This window comes from Aeromonas sp. 25-248 (genome assembly GCF_053005425.1).
In genome coordinates this window covers 66,866-90,797 of sequence record NZ_JBRKTB010000006.1, presented here as the reverse complement: position 1 = coordinate 90,797, position 23,932 = coordinate 66,866, and the positions used below count along the sequence as shown (strand labels likewise).

At 64.6% G+C, this 23,932-nt stretch carries 22 protein-coding genes; 5 read left to right on the top strand and 17 right to left on the bottom strand.

The genetic code is table 11. The features are described 5' to 3' along the window. Positions 1–18: 18 nt before the first annotated feature. The 8 genes from ACVDHI_RS10890 to ACVDHI_RS10855 all read right to left on the bottom strand — a co-directional run bounded on the left by ACVDHI_RS10890 (position 19) and on the right by ACVDHI_RS10855 (position 11,052). Positions 19–921, bottom strand: coding sequence for a SanA/YdcF family protein (locus ACVDHI_RS10890; RefSeq protein WP_447212076.1), 903 nt, complete (start codon positions 919–921; stop codon positions 19–21). A 156-nt stretch (positions 922–1,077) separates the two neighbouring features. Continuing rightward, a complete protein-coding gene (locus tag ACVDHI_RS10885) occupies positions 1,078–3,828 on the bottom strand; it encodes a collagenase (RefSeq protein WP_410487946.1) in 2,751 nt (916 codons plus the stop codon). 173 nt (positions 3,829–4,001) lie between these two features. Continuing rightward, entirely contained in the window at positions 4,002–5,402 is a 1,401-nt protein-coding gene (gene menE / locus ACVDHI_RS10880) for an o-succinylbenzoate--CoA ligase (RefSeq protein WP_324062106.1), read from the bottom strand. A gap of 3 nt (positions 5,403–5,405) precedes the next feature. Continuing rightward, complete coding sequence (gene menC / locus ACVDHI_RS10875; protein WP_324062108.1) at positions 5,406–6,335, bottom strand: o-succinylbenzoate synthase; 930 nt, start codon at positions 6,333–6,335, stop codon at positions 5,406–5,408. Continuing rightward, on the bottom strand, positions 6,335–7,195 hold the full coding sequence (gene menB, locus ACVDHI_RS10870) for a 1,4-dihydroxy-2-naphthoyl-CoA synthase (protein ID WP_039039779.1): 861 nt from the start codon (positions 7,193–7,195) through the stop codon (positions 6,335–6,337). Before menB ends, menC begins: the two co-directional genes overlap by 1 nt. Beyond that, on the bottom strand, positions 7,188–7,952 hold the full coding sequence (gene menH, locus ACVDHI_RS10865; RefSeq protein ID WP_223955860.1) for a 2-succinyl-6-hydroxy-2,4-cyclohexadiene-1-carboxylate synthase: 765 nt from the start codon (positions 7,950–7,952) through the stop codon (positions 7,188–7,190). Before menH ends, menB begins: the two co-directional genes overlap by 8 nt. Continuing rightward, positions 7,942–9,687 carry a 2-succinyl-5-enolpyruvyl-6-hydroxy-3-cyclohexene-1-carboxylic-acid synthase gene (gene menD / locus ACVDHI_RS10860; RefSeq protein WP_324062110.1) on the bottom strand — a complete coding sequence of 582 codons (1,746 nt, stop codon included), beginning with the start codon at positions 9,685–9,687 and terminating at the stop codon, positions 7,942–7,944. The genes menH and menD overlap by 11 nt, the downstream gene beginning before the upstream one ends. A 33-nt stretch (positions 9,688–9,720) precedes the next feature. Beyond that, complete coding sequence (locus tag ACVDHI_RS10855; protein WP_301480432.1) at positions 9,721–11,052, bottom strand: isochorismate synthase; 1,332 nt, start codon at positions 11,050–11,052, stop codon at positions 9,721–9,723. 210 nt (positions 11,053–11,262) lie between these two features. On the opposite strand from ACVDHI_RS10855, the gene ACVDHI_RS10850 reads away from it, so the two are divergent. After that, the gene (locus tag ACVDHI_RS10850; RefSeq protein ID WP_447212075.1) at positions 11,263–12,168 is read left to right on the top strand and encodes a 1,4-dihydroxy-2-naphthoate polyprenyltransferase; all 906 of its coding nucleotides are present in this window, start codon (positions 11,263–11,265) and stop codon (positions 12,166–12,168) included. Positions 12,169–12,374: 206 nt separating this feature from the next. Here the strand turns inward: ACVDHI_RS10850 and ACVDHI_RS10845 are convergent, their stop codons facing one another. Next, entirely contained in the window at positions 12,375–13,769 is a 1,395-nt protein-coding gene (locus ACVDHI_RS10845) for a PepSY-associated TM helix domain-containing protein (protein WP_103858688.1), read from the bottom strand. A gap of 286 nt (positions 13,770–14,055) precedes the next feature. On the opposite strand from ACVDHI_RS10845, the gene ACVDHI_RS10840 reads away from it, so the two are divergent. Next, entirely contained in the window at positions 14,056–14,448 is a 393-nt protein-coding gene (locus ACVDHI_RS10840) for a hypothetical protein (RefSeq protein ID WP_410487948.1), read from the top strand. Positions 14,449–14,457: 9 nt separating this feature from the next. Here the strand turns inward: ACVDHI_RS10840 and ACVDHI_RS10835 are convergent, their stop codons facing one another. Both ACVDHI_RS10835 and dbpA read right to left on the bottom strand, forming a co-directional pair. Next, on the bottom strand, positions 14,458–14,748 hold the full coding sequence (locus ACVDHI_RS10835; protein WP_039039772.1) for a YkgJ family cysteine cluster protein: 291 nt from the start codon (positions 14,746–14,748) through the stop codon (positions 14,458–14,460). Between the two features lie 85 nt (positions 14,749–14,833). Beyond that, complete coding sequence (dbpA, locus tag ACVDHI_RS10830) at positions 14,834–16,213, bottom strand: ATP-dependent RNA helicase DbpA (RefSeq protein ID WP_182956555.1); 1,380 nt, start codon at positions 16,211–16,213, stop codon at positions 14,834–14,836. Positions 16,214–16,742: 529 nt separating this feature from the next. Here dbpA and ACVDHI_RS10825 point away from each other — a divergent pair. Then, positions 16,743–17,948: a NupC/NupG family nucleoside CNT transporter gene (locus tag ACVDHI_RS10825; protein ID WP_010672751.1), complete on the top strand. Its 1,206-nt coding sequence runs from the start codon at positions 16,743–16,745 to the stop codon at positions 17,946–17,948. 108 nt (positions 17,949–18,056) lie between these two features. On the opposite strand, the gene ACVDHI_RS10820 is transcribed toward ACVDHI_RS10825, so the two are convergent. The 3 genes from ACVDHI_RS10820 to ACVDHI_RS10810 all read right to left on the bottom strand — a co-directional run bounded on the left by ACVDHI_RS10820 (position 18,057) and on the right by ACVDHI_RS10810 (position 19,505). Beyond that, complete coding sequence (locus tag ACVDHI_RS10820; protein ID WP_324026437.1) at positions 18,057–18,614, bottom strand: cytochrome b/b6 domain-containing protein; 558 nt, start codon at positions 18,612–18,614, stop codon at positions 18,057–18,059. A gap of 47 nt (positions 18,615–18,661) precedes the next feature. Beyond that, positions 18,662–18,931 carry a PepSY domain-containing protein gene (locus ACVDHI_RS10815; protein WP_010672753.1) on the bottom strand — a complete coding sequence of 90 codons (270 nt, stop codon included), beginning with the start codon at positions 18,929–18,931 and terminating at the stop codon, positions 18,662–18,664. A gap of 121 nt (positions 18,932–19,052) precedes the next feature. Next, positions 19,053–19,505 carry a YaiI/YqxD family protein gene (locus tag ACVDHI_RS10810; protein WP_039039769.1) on the bottom strand — a complete coding sequence of 151 codons (453 nt, stop codon included), beginning with the start codon at positions 19,503–19,505 and terminating at the stop codon, positions 19,053–19,055. A gap of 131 nt (positions 19,506–19,636) precedes the next feature. On the opposite strand from ACVDHI_RS10810, the gene zntB reads away from it, so the two are divergent. Together zntB and ACVDHI_RS10800 are read left to right on the top strand one after the other, a co-directional pair. After that, positions 19,637–20,602, top strand: a complete 966-nt coding sequence (gene zntB, locus ACVDHI_RS10805; RefSeq protein WP_171865294.1) for a zinc transporter ZntB — start codon at positions 19,637–19,639, stop codon at positions 20,600–20,602. A gap of 9 nt (positions 20,603–20,611) precedes the next feature. Continuing rightward, positions 20,612–21,130, top strand: a complete 519-nt coding sequence (locus ACVDHI_RS10800; protein WP_039039767.1) for a mechanosensitive ion channel domain-containing protein — start codon at positions 20,612–20,614, stop codon at positions 21,128–21,130. Between the two features lie 36 nt (positions 21,131–21,166). Here the strand turns inward: ACVDHI_RS10800 and ACVDHI_RS10795 are convergent, their stop codons facing one another. The 3 genes from ACVDHI_RS10795 to ACVDHI_RS10785 form a co-directional block, all read right to left on the bottom strand. Next, complete coding sequence (locus ACVDHI_RS10795; protein WP_010672757.1) at positions 21,167–21,415, bottom strand: hypothetical protein; 249 nt, start codon at positions 21,413–21,415, stop codon at positions 21,167–21,169. Between the two features lie 69 nt (positions 21,416–21,484). Next, entirely contained in the window at positions 21,485–23,275 is a 1,791-nt protein-coding gene (locus ACVDHI_RS10790; protein ID WP_045523088.1) for a cation:proton antiporter, read from the bottom strand. A gap of 94 nt (positions 23,276–23,369) precedes the next feature. Next, the gene (locus ACVDHI_RS10785; RefSeq protein ID WP_447212074.1) at positions 23,370–23,891 is read right to left on the bottom strand and encodes an MltR family transcriptional regulator; all 522 of its coding nucleotides are present in this window, start codon (positions 23,889–23,891) and stop codon (positions 23,370–23,372) included. Positions 23,892–23,932: the final 41 nt, after the last annotated feature.

Sequence of the window (23,932 nt, the reverse complement as noted above, 5' to 3'; positions counted from 1 at the left end):
CCTGTTGGCGGGTCTCTTTTATTGAGGGGTTGGCGCGCTGCCAGTGGCCGGCGCCGCGCTGGCGGCAGCCGGATTATCCACGGGCGTTGGCTCGCTCGGCACGGCTGCGCTGGTGGCGGTTGCCGCGCTCACGGCCGCTGCCTGCTTGGCTTTCGGCTGATGAGGGGGCGGTGCAATGGGCAGGCAGGGCTGGCTTGCCCCTATGGTGCTCAACGCCTGGCAGGGGACCGGGCCGCCGATGACGATGGGCTCGCCGAGGAACTTGGGACCCTTGTCCAGCACGTAGAGGTCGAGCAGCCCCATCAGGCGGGCGAACACCTCGCGCACCCGGGTCTTGATGCCCTGATAGGCGCTGGGATCCACGGCGTTGAAGCCGACCGCCTCGATGCCGAAATGGCGGGCGATGAAGATGGCACGCTCGTTGTGAAAGGCCTGGGAGACCACGGTGAAGTGGGCCTGACCGAACACCTCCTTGGCACGCACGATGGAGTCCAGAGTCCGAAAGCCGGCGTAGTCGCTGTAGATGGCGTTGGCCGGGATGCCGGCCTGGATCAGGGCCCGCCGCATTTGGCGCGGTTCGTTGTACTGCACGGTGGCGTTGTCGCCGGAGACCAGGATGTAGTCCACCTTGCCGTTGTTGTAGAGCTCGGCGGCGGCCTTGATCCGGTATTTGAAGTAGTGGTTCGGGCTGCCGCCAATCAGGTATTTGGAGGTGCCGAGCACCAGGGCGACCCGGTTGTAGGGCACCGCGTTGACGTCGTCATAGGTGTAGTGACGGGCGTCCGAGACGGTCCACTCGCTGTAGCCAAGCAGGGCGGCGATGGAGGCCAGCAACAGGCAGAGGCAGGCGAGCAGGATCTTGGCAAACTTCTTCATGCGCGGTGCGGTTCGGGTCTGAAGTAAGAGAAGACAGAGGGTCATTCTATTACAAGTTGTTGTGGCGCGTCAGGTTTGATGGCGGCGCAGGGGCTCACTCGGGCAGAGGTTGTCGCAGCGCGCGCCAGGATCCCGGGCTTATCAAACGGCGCCATAAACAAGGGGCGGCCATGGCCGCCCCTTGTCATAGCCGTCTCGTTCTCAGTGGGAAGAGTCGTTGGCCTTGCACTCGTCGGAGTCCTTGTTGGCTTCCCACCAGGGCAGCAGCTCGCGGCCGAGCCACTGCTGGTAAGCCTCACTGTCATTGGCAATCAGCTGGTCCAGCTCGGCTTCGAAGGCACTCATGGCCTGCTGCTGATCCGGGTTGCGCAGGGCCTGGGCCATGGCGAGCCAGCTGGCGCCGCGACCGGTCTCGTTCAGGAAGCGGTGCACAGTGTAGGACCAGGAGTAGACCATCTCGCCACCCTTGTCGTAATCCAGGTGCAGGATGTCGGCCAGGGCCGGACGATCGCTGGCTGGGCGGCCGGCGACGTTGTCCAGACCGCGGGCGAAGCACTGGCCGTGGGCGACGAACTCCGCCAGCCCCTCCGACCACCAGGTGGTGCGGTTGAGCGGGTAGTGGCCGAAGCTGCCGTACTGGTTGAAGCGGCCGTCCAGGTAGTGCACGTACTCGTGGCGCAGGTTCCACACCTGGAACGCTGGGCGCTTCCACTCCGCCTCGTAGGCGAAGAAGCGGGCCTGGTTGCCGGGGCGAGCCGGATCCCCTTCAAGGTAGATGCCGCCGTTGTCGGTGGAGACGCCGCCGAACAGGGCACTGCCGTAGCGTTTCCAGTCGGCGGAGGAGTTGAAGACCACCAGTTCCAGCGCCTCGTTGTGATCGTCCGCCACCGGCTGCCAGCCGGTTTCCATCTGCTGGTGGAACTGCTGCTCTTCGGCACCCAGTTCACGGCAGATCCCCTCGGCCTGAGCCATGGTCAGATCCTGGGCCCGCAGGCGCAGGGTCGGCGAGCAGGTGTGCTCGAACGGCAGCACGTCCTCTACCCGGACGGGGGTGCAGAGCCCGGCGAAGTCACCGCTGATGCAGGCTTCGCTGGTGCGGTCCGTGTAGGTCAGGTAGTAGGTGGAGAGGGTCAGCGACATGTCTTCCAGCAGATCCTGACTCTGCTGGCCACCGGGGATCAGGTCGTGGTGGCGAACCAGTGCGATGACGGAGTCATCCAGCAGCTTGCGGTAGCCGTCGAGCTCGTCCGGGCGGGTATGGCGGGCGACCCGGTAGAGGCGGGTGTAGGCATCCAGCACGTTGTTGAGCAGGAACAGATCGGCGCCATCCCGTCCCTTCCACAACGCGAGCTCGCTCATGCCGAGGGCGTGCAGCTGCTTGCGCAGCTCGCCATCCTGCTGGCGGAAGTCGTTGGCGAAGGGATCGCTGTAGTCGCTGGCGAAGTCGAGGAAGTTGAGCAGATCGAACAGACCGGTCGCCCAGGCGTGCTGGCCGTTGATCTCGCTGGAATGGCGGGTGCTGTAGGCCAGCATCTGGTTGAACTCGCCGAGCAGGGTGCCAAAGCGGCTCTGCACTGCCGGGCTCTTGAACTGACCGTGCAGGGCGATGCTCCAGGCACCCATGACGGCGCCTATCTCGTCGCGGGCCTGCTCCGGGAAGAGCAGCGGATGGGCGCCCAGCGCGGTCAATGCCTCGGCCAGCGCCTCGGCGGCAGCCGGGCCGTCTTCCTTGTGCTTGCCGTAGTTGTGGTAGTTGTGGGCACGCACGTATTCCAGCAGCAGCTTCATGGCCGGATGGGCCGGTTGATTGGCCGCCAGCAGGCTCTGGATGCCGCGCGACACGGCCAGCAGCTTGGTGTCATCGTGACCATAGTTCTCCTGCCAGACCGGCGCAGGCTGGCCACTGGCATCCTGCACTATCCTGGCCGCTTCGGCGTCCAGCAGCTCGGTGCCCGGCAGATCCGGCTCGGAGCAGGCGCGGCCGTCGGCACGGCGACAGTCGAGCTGCTCTTCCTTGCTGGCCAGCACCATGGGGCGATTGAGCACCCGGCTCTCCTGCCACTCGGTCGTCTCCGGCAGGGTCTGCCATTCGCTGCCCCCCACCGGGTATTGATAGCCGGTGTCCTTCAAGACCACCTGCACTTCACTGCCGGCGGGCAGGGTCTGACGGCACACCCGGTAGCTGATGGTCTTGTCCCCTTCCTGACGGGTCTGGGGTTCATCGCACTCCTGCTGGGCCTTGGCCTGTTCCAGCAGCCAGGTGTACTGGCGCCAGATGTGCAGCTCGCTCACCTGCTTGGCGGCCTGGCTGCCTGCGATGGGCTGCAGGCGGAAGAAGATCTGCTCGAGGCGGCCATCCCGTTCATTGGGGGTCTCTTCCAGCACCTTCAACTGCTGCCAGTTTTGCGGCTGGTACTGCCATGCCTGTTCGGCGCAGCGACCTTCGGCGTTGAGCTCACAGCGATCCAGCTCCTGCTCGCTGTGACCCAGGATGACCCGCTCCGCCAGCGGCAGACGATCCTGACGCGGCGCGGTCGGGGTGCCTGCCAGCGGCTCCCAGCGGCCCTGCTTCATGCCGTAGCCATAGTCATAGCTGCTGGCCGGGACGGCCTTGCCGGCCGGTACCACCTCTTCACAGCTGAGGTAGCGGATCTGCCAGCCCTGCTCGATCTTGAGTTGCGGCTCGCCGCACTGCTGCTCTGCCAGCGCAGCCAGGTTGGCATCACTCCAGTCGAAGCGGCGATACACCCTCAACTGCTGATAAGAGGCGTCGCCGCTGCGGGCGCTCAGTTCAAAGGTCACTTCGGTGAGACGATCCCCCAGCTGACGGCTGGATTCGCCTTTGAGTTGATACTGTTGCCAGTCGGAGGGGGGGTAGTCGGCCAGCGCCGAAGTGGCGAGCAGGCTTGGGGCTGCCAGGAGCAGCAGCCGGGGAGAGATGTGCTTCATCATGATCCCTTTGGTGGATGGAGAGGCGTGGGGACCAGAGAGGGTATTGGGCTCCAAAGGAATATCAATTGGCCAGATGGCGCAGCGAAATGATGCATTCGGGAGCAAACAACACAAAAACAGCCCCAAAAGGGGCTGTGTTGATAGCAAGGACTCCGCCCCATATGGGGGAGGTGTCACTCCTCTTGTCGCAAGCTGCGGGCGAGCAGGGTGCGGGAGGGTTTCAGATTGCCGCCGAGATCCGGCCAGGGATGCCACTGGTCCGGTACCATGAAGCCGGGTAACGACCCCCTGATCCAGGCGGCCAGTTCGGCAGGGGGGACAGGTTCGTCGTGCCAGTCGATGAAGGCGGCGGGCCTATGCCCCCACTCGTCGCTCGGCACCGGCACCACCAGGGCCTGGGCCACGGCAGGGTGATCCACCAGCCGCTGCTCTATGGTCTCGGGCTGGATGTTCTCACCCCCCGAGATGAAGAGGTTGTCGAGTCGCCCCTCCACCACCAGATCGCCCCCCGGAGTGAGGCGGCCCTTGTCCCGGGTGTGGAACCAACCCTCTTCATCGAGGGGGCGCACCAGCTCGCCCTCCCTGAAATAGCCGGCAAACAGGGTCTCACCGCGCACGCAGATCTCCCCCTGGCGGATGCAGACCTCCCGCCCCGGCAGCGGGCGACCCACCACGCCGGCGGCGCAGGGTTGCCCGGTGCAGACCTGGCTGCCCATCTCGGAGAGGCCATAGCTCACCTTGGGCTCCAGCCCCAGAGCGGTCAGCCGGTTGACCAGGGGCGCCGGGATGGCGGCGCCACCGAGCAGCAGCTCTCGCACCCGGGTGCGGGATGGGTCGAACCCCTGTGCCAGCAGGCGCCAGAGCTGGGTCGGCACCAGCGAGAGGTGGGTGATGGGCTGATCCTCGAGCCGCGCCTTGAGGGGCCGGGTGCGATCGTCCAGCACCAGGGCGGCTCCCGCCAGGAAGACCCGAAACAGGATAGCGTAACCGCCGACATGAAACAGTGGCAGGGAGAGCAGCCAGCCACAGGCTTCGTCCAGGGGGATCAGGGTGGCGGAACCCCGGGCCGAGGTGAGGTGGTTGGCGAGGCGGTGGACCACCGCCTTGGGGGTACCGCTGGATCCCGAGGTGAGGATCATGTTGTTCGGCTGGTCGGGTACCAGCGGGGACTCCCCATCTGCGGCCAGCTCGCCCGTGAAGTCGAGGCTGAGGGCTTGCCAGTCGCCCGCCGGGATCTCGCCTGCCGACCAGAATGCCCGGGCCTCGAGCTGGCTCGCCAATTCGCTGTGTCTGGTTGCCGGAAAGGCGGGATTGAGGGGGCAGAAGACGATGCCGCTGCGCACGCAGGCCCAGGCCAGCAACACATCCTCCAGGGCGCCGCGCACCACGGCGGCGAGATGATCTCCCCGTTCCAGCCCGGCCCGGGCGAGCTGATTGCACAGGTTGTTGAGGCGCAGGTCGAGGCGCTGGTAGCTAAGAGGCTCCCCGCTGTGGATGGCAATGCGATGAGGGGCCAGTGTCGCCCAGCGTCGTACCGGGCAGGTTTCCTGCCGTGGGATCTGACGGGTCACCATGGGTCAGTCACGGTGAAACAGGGGGTCCATCCTGCCCGGATCGGGTTGCCCTTGCTTGTCCAGCAGATCCCTGGCCAGCCAGCGGCGGGTATCGAGGCCAGGGGCCTGATCCGGCGCCCACTCCCCCGCGAGACGGGCGAGCTGGCCGAGGCCGAGACCGGACTCGAAACAGGAGGAGACGATCACCTTGAGCTTCAGTTCGCGAGCGCGGGCCACCAGGGCCTCGCTGTTGGCCAGGGCGCCGAGCAGGGTCGGCTTGAGCACCAGGGCGCGCAGTTGCGGGATGGGCTCCCAGGGCTTGCCCTGGGCCAGCAGTTCGTCCAGCGCCACCGGCATGCCGGTGCGGCTGGCGACGAAGGCGATGTCCTCGAAGTCGGCGCACAGATCTTCGAGGTATTCGATGCGATTCGGATCCAGGTGGCCGCAGAAGGCCCAGGCCTCCTCGCGGGTCCAGCCCTGGTTGGCGTCCAGGACCAGCTTGAGGTTGGGGCGCCGATCGAGCAGCAGCCGGATCAGCGCCAGCTCGTCGCGCATGGGGTAGCGGGCCACCTTCAGCTTGGCCTTGAGGGGGGTCTCGTGCAGCCACTGCTTCCAGTTCTTGAGCAGCTCCTGGGGGGAGCCCTGGATCAGCGGATAGGGCTCGGGCAGGGGGGCACCCTGCTCGGGCCAGCTACGACGGGCGCAGTCGAGCCCGAACTGCACCGAGGGCAGCTGTGGCGTCGGGGTCTGTCCCCGCGCCAGCTGCGCCAGACAGTCGAGGGCCTCGGCCTGGGCGTCGGCCAGGGTCTCTTTGGAAAATCCTGGCAGGGGGGCTACCTCCCCCCAGCCATCGTCGATGCGTACCAGCAGGCCCTCGCGCGCTACCTGCAACTGACCGTGAAAGGCCAGGGGCTGGGTAAAGGGCAGTTGGTAGCGGTAGAGGGCGAGTGTCATCAGGGGTTCCGCTTGTATTTGGAGAAGTCGGGACGGCGTTTCTCGTTGAATGCGTTGCGCCCTTCCTGACCCTCTTCGGTCATGTAGAACAGCATGGTGGCATTGCCTGCCAGCTCCTGCAAACCGGCCTGGCCGTCGCAGTCGGCGTTGAGGGCCGCCTTCAGGCAGCGCAGGGCCATGGGGCTGTGTTGCAGCATCTCGCGGCACCAGCGCACGGTTTCACGCTCCAGCTCGGCCAGGGGCACGACGGTGTTGACCAGCCCCATGTCGAGGGCCTGTTTGGCGTCGTAGAGGCGGCAGAGGAACCAGATCTCCCGAGCCTTCTTCTGGCCGACGATGCGGGCCATGTAGGAGGCGCCCCAGCCGCCGTCGAAGGAGCCCACCTTGGGGCCGGTCTGGCCGAACTGGGCGTTGTCGGCGGCGATGGTCAGGTCGCACATCATGTGCAGCACGTGGCCGCCACCGACGGCATAGCCAGCCACCATGGCTACCACGGGTTTGGGGCAGGTACGGATATCACGCTGGAAGTCGAGCACGTTGAGGTGATGGGTGCCTTCATCGTCCTTGTAGCCACCGTAGTCGCCGCGGATCTTCTGGTCGCCGCCGGCGCAGAAGGCCTTCTCGCCGAAGCCGGTGAGGATGATGGAGCCGACCTTGTCGTCGTAGCGGGCATCGGCCAGGGCTTGCAGCATCTCTTTCACGGTGCGGGGGCGGAAGGCGTTGCGAACCTGGGGACGGTTGATGGTGATCTTGGCAATGCCCTCTGGGGACTTGTGATAGAGGATGTCCTCGTAACCGGCGGAGCAGTCGTGCCACTCGACAGGGGCATAGAGCTCGGCTTCCGTCATTGCTTCAATCATGGATCTTCTCTTCTGGTTGGTGAGCCCACTCCCGCAGGAGCCGGGCAAAGGTATCGGGCTGGCTTGTGTGCAGATTGTGTCCGCCATCCAGAGCCAAGTGTTTGATATTGCAGCCTTGCTTTACCAACTGGCAAGCGAGGGCATGGAATTTGTGATCCCGGTTGCCTGAGATCCACTGCACCGGCAGCCGGGTATCCCGAAGCCAGGGGGCGAGATCCGGCTGCCGCCCCAGGGACGTGGCCCTCAGCATGGCGGCCACGGCCTTGCCGTCGTTGCCAAGGCGGCGTGCGGCATGGCGGGTGCGGGCATCGTCGTCCAGGTCGGCGAAGACGCCCTGGCGGTACCAGTCGGCAAGCACCCGGGTCAGGGGCTCGCACTCGAAACGCCGGGCCCAGGCTTCATCGTGAGCGATGCGGGCCGGACGTTCACCGGCAGGCAGCCCGGGGTGGCAGTTCTCCAGCAGCAGGGCCTGCAACCCCGCCGGGGAGTGGCTGGCGTGATGAAGCGCGAGCCGCCCCCCCAGCGAATACCCCACCAGCCGGTAGTGGGCGATATCCCGTGCGGCCAGCTCGTCGCAGAGCCAGCGATGGGCCTCGTCAAAGCCGCTCACCCGCAGTGCCCGGTTGCGGCCGTGGCCCGGCAGATCCAGGGCATGGCACGGGACGCCGGGCAGGGCCTGGATGACAGGTCGCCAGTCGTCGGCGTCCCCCAGCAGACCGTGCAGCAGCACCAGCGGCACGGCGGGATCAGAGACCACGGATAGCGGCTCCCAGTGCCTTGAGATCCTCGGCGACTTCACTGCTCGGTACCTTGATTTCAATCAGGGTTACCCCGTTTTTCAGGGCTGCGGCATAGTCCTGCTCAAATGCGTCGAGGGTGGTGGGGGCTCGGTAGTGCAGGCCGAACATGGCTGCTGCGTGCTCGAAGTGCAGGCCGTGGGGCAGGCAGTAGTAGGTCTCCAGCAGCGCGTCCTGGGTGGGCACAGGCAGCATGCGGAAGATGCTGCCGCCGTCGTTGTTGAGCAGGATCACCACCAGGGGGCGGCTCCCCTTGCCGAGCAGCGCCAGGCTGTTGAGATCGTGCAGGGCGCTGAGATCCCCGAGCAGCAGGGTGGTGGGCTCGCGGCTGTCAGGCGGGACCGACTGTGCGAAGCCGTATGCGGTGGCGATAAGGCCATCGATGCCGGAGGCGCCGCGGTTGGTCATCACCCGGCTGGGGCCCTTGCCCACCTCGCCCAGCATGTCCATCAGCCGGGCCGGCATGCTGTTGCCGACGAACAACTGACCCTGGATGAGCTGATTCAGGCGGTGGCACACCCCGAGCTCCGAGAAGCGATCACAGGCGGTGCGGATCTGCTGGCTGATGGCCTGCTGGCGCGTGGCCAACTGGTGCCAGGGCTGCTGCGAATGGGGGATTGGATGGGCGGCCGCAAAGGCGGCGGGGTCGCACACCAGGCGACGGCGCAGCCGGTAGTCGGGGTCGAGGCGTGCCGGCTGCGGGTCCACCAGCCAGTAATCCTGCCAGGGGTGTTGTTTGATGAACTGGCCGAGGCGCTTGGAGATGAGGCGGGCGCCGAATTGCAGCACTACCTCGGCGCGGGCCAGCTCGGCCACGAAGTCGCTGTGTTGCAGGGCGAGATCCGTGTGGACGAGGTTGCGATCATCGAAGCGGATCTGGCTTTGCAGATCTGCCAGCAGGGGCCAGCCGAGGCGGTCTGCCAGCTCGGCCACCGCCTTGCCTTGCACTGGATCCTGGATGCGTCCGGCGACGATGACACCGCGCTTGCCCTTCAGCTCCTCCCAGTCCGGCTGGGCGGGGCAGCCCGGCTCGCCCACCAGCCAGGGGCTCCAGGGCTTGGCCGAGTGCAGCCAGTCGCCGAGGGGCGCCAGGTAATCGGAAAAGTCCAGATAGTGGTCGCCGGGGTAGAGGGGCTCGGGGTACATGCAGTTGAAGTGCACCGGCCCCGGGGTGTGCGCCTGTCGGGCTAGGGCCTGATCCACCGAGCTCAACACGAAGGCCGCCGGAATGGTGGGAGTGGGGCTCGGCAGATTTTGCTGATAGACGGGGTAGCGACCGAAGATCCCCGGCTGATCGATGGCCTGGTTGGCCCCGTTGTCGATGAGCTCGGGTGGCCTGTCGGCAGAGAGAATGATGAGCGGGACCCCGGTGAGCTGGGCTTCCGCCACCGCGGGCCAGAGGTTGGCCACCGCGGTGCCCGAGGTCATGATCACCGCCACCGGGCGGCCGCTCCCCTTGGCCAGCCCCAACGCCATGAAGCCCAGACCCCGCTCGTCGAAGTGCAGATGGCGGCGAAAGCCCGGGTGGGCTGCGGCGGCCATGGTGAGCGGCGCCGAGCGGGAGCCGGAGGCCAGGGCGATGTCGCGTACGCCGAGGCGAAAGAGCTCTTCCAGCAAGAGGGAGGACCAGACATGGTTGAAGGTGGCGTGATGGCTGGCAAAGGCGTGATGCGCGGACACGTGGCTGGCGGACATGAAGCTCTCGCAGTGAGGAGTCGGTGAGAAACGCTATCCCAGCAGGGAGAGCACGTTGGCGATCTTGTTGTCGAGTTCGGCCCATTCGGCGGCGGGCTCCGATCCCGCCACTATGCCGGCACCGGCGAACAGGCTGATGCGTTGGCCCCTGATCCGGGCGCTGCGAATGGCGACGGAGAACTCCGAGGTCTCCCGGCTCAGCATGCCGCAGGCACCGGCATACCAGCCGCGATCATGGGGCTCGCATTCACGGATGAAAGCGAGCGCCGCCTCGCGGGGGGCGCCCCCCACGGCGGGGGTGGGGTGCAGGGCAGCCAGCAGTTGCCAGTCGCAGACGCCGGGTTTGAGCTCGGCCTCGATGTCGCACTTGAGGTGTTGCAGCAGCCGCAATTTCAGAATGCGCGGCTCTGTCAGGGTGGCATCGGTCGTGAGGGGGGCCAGGCGGCTGAGAATGTCGGCGTGAACCAGCCGGTTCTCCAGCCGGTTCTTGCTGTCGGCCAGCAGCTCGGCGGCCAGGGCCGCGTCGGTCGCCTCATCCCCGGAACGGCGAATGGTGCCTGCCAGCGCCTCGGTAAAGAGGTGGCCCTTCTCCCGGCGGTAGAGGCGCTCGGGGGAGCAGGAGATGAAGCTCTGCTCGGGGGAGAACTGGAAGCCGAAGTGGAAGCACTCCTGGGCGTGGCGAGCCCACTGTGTCAGCAGGGACCAGGGGCAGAGTGGCGCATCGTGCGCCTCGCTCTGGAGCAGGCTCTCCCGCGACAGCACCACCTTGGGGGTGCGGGCCTGGAAGTCGGGGGCCGTGACCTGCTCCACCAGGGTCTGCCACTGGGCAGGGCCCGGCAGGTCCTGGCGCTGCCATGGCCGCTTTTGCAGGGCGGGCAGGGGGGCCTCGGGTTGCAGGGCATCGAGCGCCGCCTCGGCGGCGCAGAGTTCGGTTTCGAATGCGTGACCCTCTTCCCGGGCAGGCAGCCAGAGATTGAGGCAGAGGCTGGTGCACTCCCCCCGGCGTACCAGCTCGATGCGGGGCAGCACGAAGCGGCAGGGGCCAAACCCCTGCCAGCCGGGCAGATCCGGGTCGAACGCCAGACCGCCGTAGTAGCGAGGGCTGTCTTCACTGGCCGTGCCGGCAAGGTCGCAGACCCGCTGGATATCCTCCGGCCGGGTCAGCTCGTGGATGGCGCCAAGCGCCACGTACTCCGGGCTCTGTTGCCCTCTGGCGTGCCAATAGATGCGGGGGTAGAGCGTCTGGGCCGCCAACCAGCCGGGAAAGACGTCGACGTGAGCGGCCACGCGCAGTCGCACGAAACCGCTGACAGTGCTGTGACGCAGGGCGTCCAGTTGTTGCTTGAGGTGGGTCTGAGCCAACATGGATGTCTAGTCTGAGCCGGATAATCGCGATCGCTCCGGGGGAGGATGGCGCAGGTTGATGCCAAAGGGCGACGATTTCCTATATATTATCTGCCCATTCGTCCATGTAAATTGCCCGGGGGAGCCGACGCCCCCGCGCAGCCAAGTATACCTAAATCCGGTTCGATAACCCTTAACACGATCAATATCTGATTGTTTGGCCATCACAATATGACAAATACCTTCTCTGTTTGGTTGCTGGCGGCGCGTTTGCGAACACTGCCCCTGGCGTGCTCCTCCATCTTGCTGGGCTCGGGGCTGGCAGCCAGCCGGGGAGCGTTTGACGGCACCATCATGGGGCTCTCCCTGCTGACCGCCATCCTGCTGCAAATTCTCTCCAATCTGGCCAACGACTATGGCGATGCGGTCTCCGGAGCCGACAACGGGGAGCGGATCGGTCCCCAGCGCGCCGTGGTTTCCGGCCTCATCACCCGGCACCAGATGTGTGTGGCCATGGGGCTGACCGCCCTGGCGGCCGTGGTGAGCGGCCTCTCCCTGCTGATCTGCGCCTTCGGCGAGGCGTGGCTGCAGCTCCTGACGTTCATCCTGCTGGGGGGATCGGCCATCGTCGCGGCCATCACCTACACGGTGGGCAAGAGCCCCTACGGCTATCGCGGCTTCGGGGACATCTCGGTGTTCCTGTTCTTCGGCCTGCTGGGGGTGCTCGGCTCCTACTACCTCTTCACCCATAGCCTGGAGTGGGACCTGTTGCTGCCCGCCACCGCCTGCGGCCTGCTGGCGACTGCCGTGCTCAACATCAACAACGTGCGGGACATCGAGACCGATGCCGCCAGTGGCAAGATCACCCTGGCGGTGCGCCTTGGCCGCAACCGGGCCATCGCCTATCACTGGGTCTTGCTGGGGGCGGCGCTGCTGGCGACCATCGCCTTCCTGCTGACTCAGCCTGCGAGCCTCTGGCCCTGGATCTTCCTGCCCGCCATGAAGCCCCTCACCGATGCCGCCCGCACCCTGCGAGAGAGTTTCGATGGCGAGGTGCTGACCGGCGCCCTCAAGAAGACCGCCATCAGCGCATTTCTGTTCAGCCTGCTGCTCTCCGCCGGGCTGGCGCTCACCTGAGGCCGACGCGTTTGGCAATGAAAAGGGCTCCCGAACGGGAGCCCTTTTTGTTGATGTGTCGACGCGTTGTTGTTTCATCAGACCGATGTGATGAGCGCCAGGGGAGGCGCATGCCGCCAGGCGAAGGATGATGACAGGTGATGCAGACGACGAGGGCCCCCGACAGGTTGCCCTCGTGTGCATGAGGCGGGCTTGCCCCTGACGGGTCAGCTTGCCTGGGCCACGGCCGTGCGGCGAGAGAAGAAGAGACTGTCCAGCAGCCAGATGGCAACCATGGAGGCCCCCACCAGCGGGAAGCAGATCCCGAGCACGACCAGCACCGCGATGGCACCGCCCATGGGAGGCAACTTGGCGGGCAGGGGCGGGGCGGCGAGGCGACCACTGGGACGGCGGCTCCACCAGATCCAGAGCCCGCTCACCGAGCTTGCCAGAATCATCAGGCAGATGAGCAGCATGACGAGCTGGTGCGGCCAGCCGTAGAGCTTGCCCATGTGCAGCATGACGCCGGTTTCCACCGTCTTGGCGACCGGGCCGTAATCCTGCCAACGCACGTCGACCAGCACCTTGCCGCTGTATTGGTCGATGTGCAGGGTGGCGTCGTTGCGGGGATCATCGGCAAAGATGGCGATGGTATAGACGCCGGTTTCACCGACCGGGGGGGTGATGCTGTAACCCGGGCTGACCCCACGCTCGCTGGCGATGTCGACCACCTGTTGCAGCGGAATGCGATGGCTGGCCATGACCATGCCCTCGTGTCCGCCGCCATGGGTCATGGCGCTGTGATCATGGCTCTCTGCCGTGGGTTGGGAGCTCGGCATGGGCAGGGTCTCGGCCCCCCAGGAGACGGTCTGTTCATGAGCCTGGTTGAGGCTGCGGGTGAGGGGGGCCGACTTGGGCACCTCGTTCCACATGGCCGCAGGGAAGCGGTTCCAGACATCGGCGAACTGGCCGCCCCAGAAACCGGTCCAGGTCATGCCCGTCAGCAGCAGCAGCAGCAGGAAACCTGCGCCCCAGAAGCCGACCACGGCGTGCAGATCACGCCACCAGAGACGGCCGCGCTGGTGCATTCTCGGCCAGAGGATGCCCCCCACACCCGGTCCCTTGCGGGGCCACCAGAGATAGAGTCCGCTGACGAGGAGCACGATTCCCCAGCCTGCGGCCAGCTCGATCAGGCGATCTCCCGTGGTGCCAAGCATCAGCTCCGCATGGAGAGCGCGCGCTACCGCCTGCAGGTTCCACTTGTTGTCCATGGTGCCGAGCAGGGCGCCGTTCGCGGGGTCCATGAAGAGGGTCAGCTCCTGCCCTTCACGCATCACGACTATCTGGGCGCTCGCGTCCGCTGCCACCGGGGGCAGGTATTTGCGCAGGCTGGCGTCCGGCATGGCGATGGTTGCCTTGGCCAGCAGCTGGTCGGCACTCAGGGTCTGGGTGGCGGGCGTCACCTTCATCAGCTCGGGGTAGAGCAGGTTGTCCAGCTGCGGTTTGAACAGATAGACGATGCCGGTGAGGGAGAGCAGGATCAGGAAGGGGGCGACGAAGAGACCGGCATAGAAATGCCAGCGCCAGATCCGTTGGTAATAACTTGCGTCTTGTTGCTTCATCGTTGATCCCTGGGTGAACGCCAAAAGGTTTCAGTAGGTGGAATGTTTTGAGTGGCGCGGATGATAGCAGCAACGTTTTGTTAACTGCAACAGAACATGTCGAAGAAATGTACATTCCGCCACCGAGGTAAAAACGGGGGGTTGAATGGCGCTTTCCGTTCACAATGCGGGGAGCTTCATGGACTTTTCGGGGATAAATTCTTACTTTGTGGCAACACAGGGCATATCAGCCGCAGCGAAGGACTCAAGGCAGGAGGTGAACGTGCAAGCACACGGCCATTTTGAGATGCAGCGACAAGGGCAACTGCTGATCTGTCGGCCGAGCGGCCCTTTCAACCTGGCAGGCGCCATGGCCTATGAGGGCAAGTTCAGCCAGCAGATAAGCCGTTTGCAGGGAGCCCCCTGGGGCATCGTCGAGGTCGCGACCGAGTTCGAGGCCGCCGGCCCCGAGGTGCTGGCCCGTTTTCGTCGCCAGTTCAACTGGTGCGCCACCCATGGTTGCGCCTTTCTGGCGGTGGTCATGATCGGGGATTTCAAACGTTATCTGGCGGATCACGTCTTCAGCGAGCTTCCCTTTCAGGAGGTGCGCTATTTCGAGGAGGAAGCGCAGGCCATCCACTGGCTGACACAGTGCCTCGAGGGGCTGCAAGGCAAGGAGATCCACGTCAGCACGGGTTGAACACCCCGGTTACTCCAGCCTGATGAACCACTTGTCCCGCTCGTCGAGGCAGTCGGGCTCCCCCATCTCGAATTCACGGCAGATAAGCGGCCGCACCTCGTAGATGCGACACATCATGGTGTTGCGGTCGAGGGCGGCGCACCAGCCATCTTCCAGTCTGTGCATCACGGGCACTTCTCCTTCTCGCTCCTCGATATAGCGGTCCGGCACGCCGGTGTCGGTGAAGAGCATCACCTCGAGGCGGCAGCAGCAGGCTTCGCAGTTCTGGCAGCTCACATCGCTCTGGATTGCTTGGGTCATGTCACCTGTCTTGCCGCATGGCGGCGAATGATATGAAACAGGCGCCTGTCAGGCGCCTGTGGTCTGGCCGGGCGTGTGAAATACCTTAGCCCAGTTTGCGGGCACGGTAGCTGCGCCCCTTGATCTTGCCTTCCTGCAACCGCTTGAGGGCGGCGCTCGCCACCTGGCGCTTCACCGCCACGTAGGAGTACTGCTCGGCAATCTGGATCTTGCCCACATCGGCCCCGGCAATGCCGCCTTCGCCGGTCAGGGCGCCGAGGATGTCACCGGCACGCACCTTGCTCTTGCGGCCCGCATCGATGGAGAGGGTCACCATCTGCGGCGCGATCGGCTTGATGTCGCGGCCGATCCCGGCCAGGTCGCCCTGGGGAATGGGGGCCTGCTGGTACTCCTCAATGAAGTTGACGCGCTGGGCCTCGTTCGGCTGGTAGAGGCTCAGGGCCAGGCCCTGCTGGCCGGCGCGGCCGGTACGGCCGATGCGGTGCACGTGCACCTCGGGGTCGTAGGTCAGCTCGTAGTTGATGACGGCGCCCAGCTCCTTGATGTCGAGGCCGCGGGCCGCCACGTCGGTGGCGACCAGTATGGTGGCGCTGCCGTTGGCGAAGCGCACCAGCACCTGATCCCGCTCACGCTGTTCCAGGTCACCGTTCAGCGCCAGCGCCGAGAAGCCCTTGGCGGCCAGGTGATCGGCCACGTCGTTGCAGGCGCGCTTGGTGTTGCAGAACACCACGCAGGAGCCCGGTTGGTAGTGGCTGAGCAGCCAGGTGAGGGCATCGAGGCGCTGGCCGGCCGGCACTTCATACAGCTTCTGTTCGATGGCGCTCTCTTCATGCAGGGACTCCACGCTCACCTCCACCGGATTGCGCTGCACGCCGCGGCTCATCTGGGCGATCCCTTCCGGATAGGTGGCGGAGAACAGCAGGGTTTGCCGGTCCCGCGGGGCGTGGCTGATGACCCGGTTGATGTCTTCACCAAAGCCCATGTCCAGCATGCGATCCGCTTCGTCCAGCACCAGCGTCTTGAGGTCGTCGAGCTCAAGGGTCCCCTGCTCCAGGTGCTTGAGGATCCGGCCCGGGGTGCCGACGGCGATGTGGGCGCCAAAGCCCAGGGTGGCGGATTGCGGTGCGGTCGGGGTGCCGCCGCACAGGGTCACCAGCTTGACGTTGGGCAGGGTACGGGCAAGACGGCGGATCTCGGTGGCCACCTGATCCGCCAGCTCGCGGGTCGGACAGAGCACCAGCGCCTGCACGGCCAGCCGGTTGACGTCCAGCTTGGCCAGCAGACCCAGGCCGAAGGCCGCGGTCTTGCCGCTGCCGGTTTTCGCCTTGGCGATCAAATCTTTGCCGTCGAGCACCAGGGGCAGGCTCTGGGCCTGGATCGGGGTCATCTGCAGATAGCCCAGGCTGGCGAGGTTGTCTTGCAGGGCGGAGGAGAGGTTCAGGCTGCTAAATTCGCTGTTGTTCACAAAAGGACTCTATGTCGGAAAACCAGAAATGGGGGTGCGCGGTGCGCAAGGGGGCGCATCATACCAGAATGTGCCGCCGGATGCGGTGAATATTTGAACGGTTGGCGTCATGGGTTGCCGATGGAGGCTTCTGTCTGCGTTGGCGGGCTTGCGGTATGTAAAAAGAGCACAATGGAGCAGGGGGTGGTCATGGCCAGATCATGATGAATGGCGAGAAAACGTTTTTAATTAAACATGCCCTGGTGATGATGAGTCATCGGAGGATGCCATATGGGATATGGTCGTTATTCAATCTATATACGAATGAGGAGTGAAATTAACAAATTGTCATAACTTATTGTTTTTGATTTATTTTTAAGCTTTCTCAATGACGATTAATAATCATGTGTCATGGCAATTAATTTAAAAACGTTTGTATTATTTCGCATGCATATTTTTACCGCGGATTGTGATGATTCTCTGATTTTTAAATATGCAGTTCTTTATGATGGCGCCGGTCAAAAATAACAATTCAATGGGTGCTACTGGTATGGAATACGTTCATTTCGTGCTCGGACTCGTGATGGTCCTGGCATTGGCGTTGCTGGCAAACCGCCGCAACTGGAAACAGATCAAGCTGCGTTACATCGGCCAGCTGCTGGTGGTCGAGCTGGCGCTCGCCTGGTTCATGCTCAACTCCGAAGTGGGTCTGGCGGTGGTGGGTGGCTTTGCCGCCGGCTTCACCAAGCTGATGGAGTTTGCCAAGCAGGGGACCGACTTTGTGTTCGGCGGTCTGGTCAACGAAGGGGCCTTCTCCTTCTTCCTGATGGTGCTGATGCCCATCGTCTTCATCTCCGTGTTGATCGGCATTTTGCAGTACATCCGTCTGCTGCCCATCGTCATTCGTGGCATCGGCACCGTGCTGGCCAAGATCAACGGCATGGGCAAGCTGGAGTCCTTCAACGCCATCAGCTCCATGATCGTCGGTCAGTCCGAGAACTTCATCGCCCTCAAGAACATACTGCCGCACTTGAACGAGAAGCAGATGTACACCCTGGCGGCGACGGCCATGTCCACCGTCTCCATGTCCATCGTCGGTGCCTATATGCAGCTGATCGAGCCGCGCTACGTGGTGGCCGCGCTGGTGCTCAACATGTTCAGCACCTTCGTGGTGCTCTCCCTCATCAACCCCTACGAGCCCGACAATACCGTGACCGATGCCAAGGCGCTGGCCGAGGGTGACGAGCACCACACGCCGAAGAAGGAGAACTTCTTCGAGATGCTGGGGGAATACATCATGGCCGGTTTCACCGTGGCGGTGATCGTCGGTGCCATGCTGGTGGGCTTCATCGCCCTGATCGCCCTCATCAACTACCTGTTCGAGGCGGCGTTCGGCGTCAACTTCCAGCACGTCATGGGCTACATCTTCTATCCCGTTGCCTGGATCCTGGGCATCCCGGGCAGTGAAGCGCTGCAGGCCGGCTCCATCATGGCGACCAAGCTGGTGACCAACGAGTTCGTGGCCATGATGGATCTGGGCAAGATTGCCGCCGAGCTCTCCCCGCGCACCGTCGGTATCCTCTCCATCTTCATGGTGTCGTTCGCCAACTTCAGCTCCATCGGCATCATCGCCGGTGCGGTGAAGGCGCTCAACGAAGAGAAGGGCAACATGGTCTCCCGCTTCGGTCTGAAGCTGGTCTATGGCTCCACCCTGGTGAGCCTGCTTTCCGCCGTTATCGCCGGTGTGATGATCTAGGTCCTCCCCCCCGCGCTGCTCATGACGACCCCCTGCCTTGGCAGGGGGTCGTTTTTTTGGGCAGATGAGCGGGTGAACAGAGGAGGGGACTGGTCGGCAGCCCGGCCATCAAGCGCGGGGGTCTTCCACCTTGATGTTGGCGGGGACCCGCTTTTTGCCAAGCACCATGGCGCGGACCAAATCGCTGCGGGTGAGGCGATCGGTCAGGAGTACCACGGCCGCATGGACGCCAACGGCGGCCATCAGGGTGTTGGCGATGATGCCGTGCAGCTCCTCCAGCCACTCCTCGCCCCAGAAGTCATCCCAGGTGGTGAGCCAGCCGGTGACGACGGTCCCGACCAGGGACAGCAGCAGCAACCAGATCATCAGGGAGCCGACCGGATTGTGGCCGAGGTAGTAGGGGTGGCGCCCCTGGGCGAGCTGGCGCAGGTAGTAGCGGACCCGGGCAGGGGTTGGCCACCACTGGCCGAAGCGGGCGTAATAGGGGCCGACCAGTCCCCACAGCAGGCGGATGATGAGCAGGATGCCCACCGCGTAGCCAGCATATCTGTGGGGTTTGCTGCCCTCTTCCAGCACGAAGAAGTTGAGCAGGCAGAGGGTGACGGTCGCCCAGTGAAACACCCGGATGAGGGGATCCCAGACTTTCACTTCAGAGGCAGGTGTCATGGCAAGGCTCCATGGTGGGGCAGGGGGAAGACCGGCCCGGGGCGGCGTTACTCGTCGATCTCTTCTTTCACCTTTTTCAGGTCAGTCGGGTCGAAGTAGATCTCGACCTTGCGCTTCTCCTTGTCCCAGCCGTAGATCTCGTAGCAGCCGGTCTTGGTGGCCTTGAACTTCTTGATGTCGTAGCCCATCGCCTTGATCTGCTGCTGGGCGTCGGCTTCGCTCATCCACTTGCTCTTGTCGGCCTGGGTGCATTGGGGGTCGGCCAGGGCTGCGCCGCTCAACAGGGGGATCAGTAACAACAGGGGGGTCAGTTTCATTGCTTGCTCCTTGCGGGTGGTTGGGTCAACAGTCGCAAGGCTAATCAAGGAGCATTAAGGAAGAATTAAGGGAAAAGGGAAATGAATGGCTCTCCCCGGCAGGGGGCCGGGGAGAGGGTGATCAGCTCAGCTTGCCCCTGACCAACCACTTGTCCAGCGCATTGGCGAAGCGCTGCTTGTCGGCGGCGTTGAAGGGCGCAGGGCCACCGGTCTGGACGCCGGCAGAGCGCAGCTCCTCCATGAAGTTGCGCATCCCGAGCCGTGCCTGGATGGTCTCCCGGGTGTAGATCTCGCCCCGGGGATTGAGCGCCTCGCCCCCGGCGTCGATGACCCAGGAGGCGAGGGGAATGTCGCCGGTGATCACCAGGTCGCCGGGCTTGACCTGCTGGGCGATGACATGATCTGCCACATCGAAGCCCTTCTCCACCTGCTGGGTCTTGATGAAGGGGGAGGGGGGGACTCTGAGCCCCTGGTTGGCCACTAGCGTGGTCACCACCTGGGCGCGGTGGGCGGCGCGGTAGAGGATCTCCTTGACCGGGATGGGGCAGGCGTCGGCATCAACCCAGATGGGCATGGCATGGCTTCCTGTGTCTGGAACGGGTGGCGCATCTTAGCATGGCTGGTGCGGTGCGGCTGCCCCGGGGCTGAGTCGTCCCCGCCTTTGGTGTAAGCTGGGGCCTGCACATGAAACGAGAAGGAGACGAGATGGATCGGGTGCCCGGTGACGTGATTTATGGCCTGACCCTGGACGGCAAGGGGGGCATGACCCCGCTGGCCGAAGGTAGCGAGATCCCCGGTGCCCAGCCCGGCTGGCTGCATCTGGACTACGGCAACCCGGAGTCGGCGCGCTGGCTGCTGCAGACGCCGCTGCTGGGGGAGGCGGCCCGGGAGGCCCTGCTCGGCCAGAGCAATCGTCCCAAGCTGGTGCGGATGGGGGAGACGGTGCTGCTGATCCTGCGCGGCATCAACCACAACAAGGATCACAGGCCTGAAGAGATGGTTGCCCTGCGGATCTTCATCACGCCGGATCTCATCATCAGTAGCCGACGTCGTCCGCTGCTCTCCGAGAAAGATGTGTTCGAGCAGCTGTCGCTGGGGGGCGGTGCCGACACACCCGCCGACTGGCTGGTGGAGATATGCGACGCCCTGACCGACCGGGCCGGGGAGTTCGTCGAGGAGCTGCACGACCAGATCCTGGATCTGGAGGAGATGGTGCTGATGCGCGACCTGCCCGCCAACGGTCGGCTTGCGCGCATCCGCAAGCAGCTCATCATGATCCGTCGCTACCTCTCCCCTCAGCGGGATCTGGTGGCGCGCCTGGCCAACGAGAAGATCAGCTGGCTGGACGAAGATGACAGGCGACGCCTGCTCGACATCGCCGACCGCTTGCGGCGCTGGCTCGACGATCTGGATGCCGGGGTGGCGCGCACCGCCGTGCTGGCGGACGAGATCAACAACCTGATGGCGGAGGCGACCAACCGCCGCGCCTACCAGATGTCGGTGATGGCGCTGCTGTTCCTGCCCGCCAGCTTCCTGACCGGCCTGTTCGGCATCAACCTGGGGGGGATCCCCGGGGCCGAGAGTCCGACCGCCTTCTGGGTGTTTTGTGGCTTCCTGCTGGTGCTGGCGACCGGACTGGCGGTCTGGCTCAAGCACAGGCGCTGGTGGTAAGGAGTGAACATGACGACATGGGAATCTTTTGGCGTGACTCTGCTGCTGTTGCTGGGGCACACCCTGGTGCGCGGCCTCATTCACAAGAGCCTGATGGCCCTTGGCCAGAGCCGGCAGGTGAGCGAGAACCGGGTACTCTACGTGGAACACGTATTCCACTTCCTGCTGGGCTGCGCCACCCTGCTGATCCTGGCCGGGGTCTGGGGGCTCGACTTCTCCCGGCTGGTGGTGCTCGCCTCCTCCTTCTTCGCGGTACTGGGGGTCGCCATGGTGGCTCAGTGGTCGATCCTCTCCAACATCACCGCCAGCATTACCATCTTCTTCGCCTTCCCCTACAAGATTGGCGATCGCATCCGCATCCTCGACAAGGATGACTCCGTCACCGGCATCATCACCGAGATCGGCCTCTTCTACGTGCGGGTGCGGGATGACAACGGCGATCTGGTCACCTATCCGGCGAACCTTATTCTGCAAAAGCCGGTGAGGCGGCTGGAGGGAAAGGAGGCTGAGTCCACGCAGCCGGAATGAGAAAAGGCTCCCTCGGGAGCCTTTTTCGATGGGTGCTCAGCGTTCGAAGAAGCGGTAGAGGTGCTCGACCTGGACGGGGCAGTCGGCCACCAGGTGGATGTGGTCCCGTGCCTCCTCGGTGGACGAGAAGCTCATGGGGCACCCCAGGGTGTCCGTCATTACGTAGAGGTGGCCGTCCTGCCCCCTGAACTCCACGATCCAGCCGGGGGAGACGATGTCGTGCATGATCTCCGCCTCCTTGAACCTGTGCTGCTGGTGAAGCGCGCGCAATTCACTGACTGTCATGACATCCTCCTATGACTCATGGCGCCACCCTCAAGTCTAGTTCTCCTTCCCGGTGGCGCCGTCATCGGATCAGGGCGCCGTCGCCCCCTCACGGGGTGGTTGCAGGGCGATCAGCAGCTCCCCGGGCAGCGGCGTGACAGGGCCGGTGACCACCCTGGGTCTGGCCCTGGCATCCAGCACGAACAGAGGAATGGCGCCGGGATTGGCCTCCTGATACTGGTCCCAGTCGAAGGTGTCGCTCAGGCGGGTCGCCTTGATCTGCCCGCCCCGACTCAGCAGGCCGCTCAGCCTGGCGAAGTTGATGTCGGCACCGAACAGGTTCTGGCGGGCACGGAAGGTGGCACTCTCCCGGTTGGCCTTGCCGTGCTGTTCGCTGGAACGCAGGGAGTGGACCTTCTCCTCTCCGTAGAGGTGGGCGAAGTGCAGCACCCCGAGGGCGTTGTTGTGGCGGCTGGGAGAGAGCGCCAGCACGGTGCTGATGCTGGTGAGGGGCAGGTGCCGCTCGGCGTGCTCCGACTGGGGGTTGCCGAAGTAGCAGGGCAGGCCGCTCATGCGGGCCAGCTTGCAGTGCTCCCAGGCAGGATCGGAGAGCTGCACCGGGATCCCCTGATCCGCCAGCGCCTTGCCGATGGCCCGGGCCACCGAGTTGGCGCCGATGAGCAGCCAGACATTGGGGGCGCTCTGGCGCATGTCGAGCAATCTGGCCAATGGCGTGGCCGTCAGGCTCTGCAGCACCACGGTGAAGATGATGACCGCAAACACCAAGGGCACCAGCTTGTCGGCATCCTCGATGCCGGCCTCGTGCATGCTGATGGCGAAGGAGGCGCTGACCGCCGCTGCGACTATGCCCCGGGGGGCTATCCAGGCGAGCAGGGCGCGGGCGCGCCAGGGCAGGTCCGACCCCCGGGTCGAGACCAGGATGCAGAGCGGGCGGGCCACGAACTGCACCACGCACAGCAGGGCCAGCACCATGGGGCCGAGCTGCCAGAGCTGGGCCAGATCGAGGCGGGCCGCCAGCAGGATGAAGAGGGAGGAGATGAGAATGACGGCGAGATCCTCCTTGAAGGCCAGCACCTCCTCCAGATCCAGCCCCTCCTGGTTGGCGAGCCAGATGCCGAACACCGTCACTGCCAGCAGGCCGGATTCGTGACTGAGCCAGTCAGACAGGGTGAAGGTCACCAGCACCAGCGCCAGTACCCCGAACTTGTGCAGGCTGACCGGCAGCCAGTCCTTGCGGATGAGCAGGGTGGTGAGCCAGCCGGCACCGACCCCGATGAGCGACCCCACTCCCACCGTCTTGGCCAGGGCCAGCAGGGTATGACCGACCAGATCCCCCTGGCTGCCGAGGCGCACCGCCTCGAACACCAGTACTGCGAACAGGGCGCCGATGGGGTCGATGACGATCCCCTCCCAACGCAGGATCTTGTCCACCTCCCGGACCGGGCGGATCACGTTGAGCATGGGGGCGATCACCGTGGGGCCGGTCACCACCAGCACGGCGCCGAGCACCATGGCGACCCGCCAGTCCAGCCCAAGCAGGAAGTAGCTGGCGGCGCCGATGACTGCAAAGCTGGTCACCATGCCGGTGGAGCAGAGGTTGCGTACCACCTTGCCGATCCCCTTGAGTTCGGTCAGGTGCAGGGTCAGCGCTCCTTCAAACAGGATGATGGCGACCGAGAGGGAGACCAGGGGAAACAGCAGATCCCCCAGCAACTGATCGGGATCGAGCAGACCGGTCACCGGGCCGAGCAATAGGCCGCTCAGCAGCAGGAACAAAATGGCGGGAACGCGCACGGACCAGGCAAGCCATTGGGCGAGCAGGGAGATGAGGGCTATTCCGGCGAGGGAGAGAGCAATCATGCCAACCTCGTACAGGTGATGGGGTTGGACCTAGTGTAGCGGGGAAGGGGGGCAAGATGACACCCGCCAGGCGTGCAGGGGAGAGCCGCTCAGATCAGATGGGGCTCTCTTTGTGGAGTTCGGTGACGCAATCGGTCACCGCCAGCACCAGGGCGGAGCGCACCATCTGATCGAGCCGGTTGAGCTGCATCTGGTAGAGGGGCCAGTCCTCCTCGTTGGCCGGGGGATCCTGCGGCATCATGCTGCCCTGCTGGATGGCATTCAGGCGCTCGAGCAGATCGCGGACCGGCTTGTCGCTGAAGCGGTAATCCTTGGGGTCGCGTACCAGAAAGTCGCGGATCTTCAGGTACGCCTCGAGATCCTGATAGCGCTCGAGGGAGATGAGGCCGAGGGCGAAGATGAGCTTGAGGCGCACCTCCAGCTGGCCGAGGGGGCCGCTCTGGTTGAGCAGGGGTTCGATGGCGTATTTGACGGCATACTCCTCCTGGCGAAAGGCTCGCCGCATCAGGGAGTCGACCACCTCTTCCAGGATGGTCACGACCTCGAGAAAGAAGCCGCGGGGGCCATCCTGCTCGTTCAGTCGCTCCAGTACTTCATCTTCCTGGTGTGTGGTCATAAGTGCTTCGGGTCCGGCTGACAGGGGGAGGGCAGGCCCTC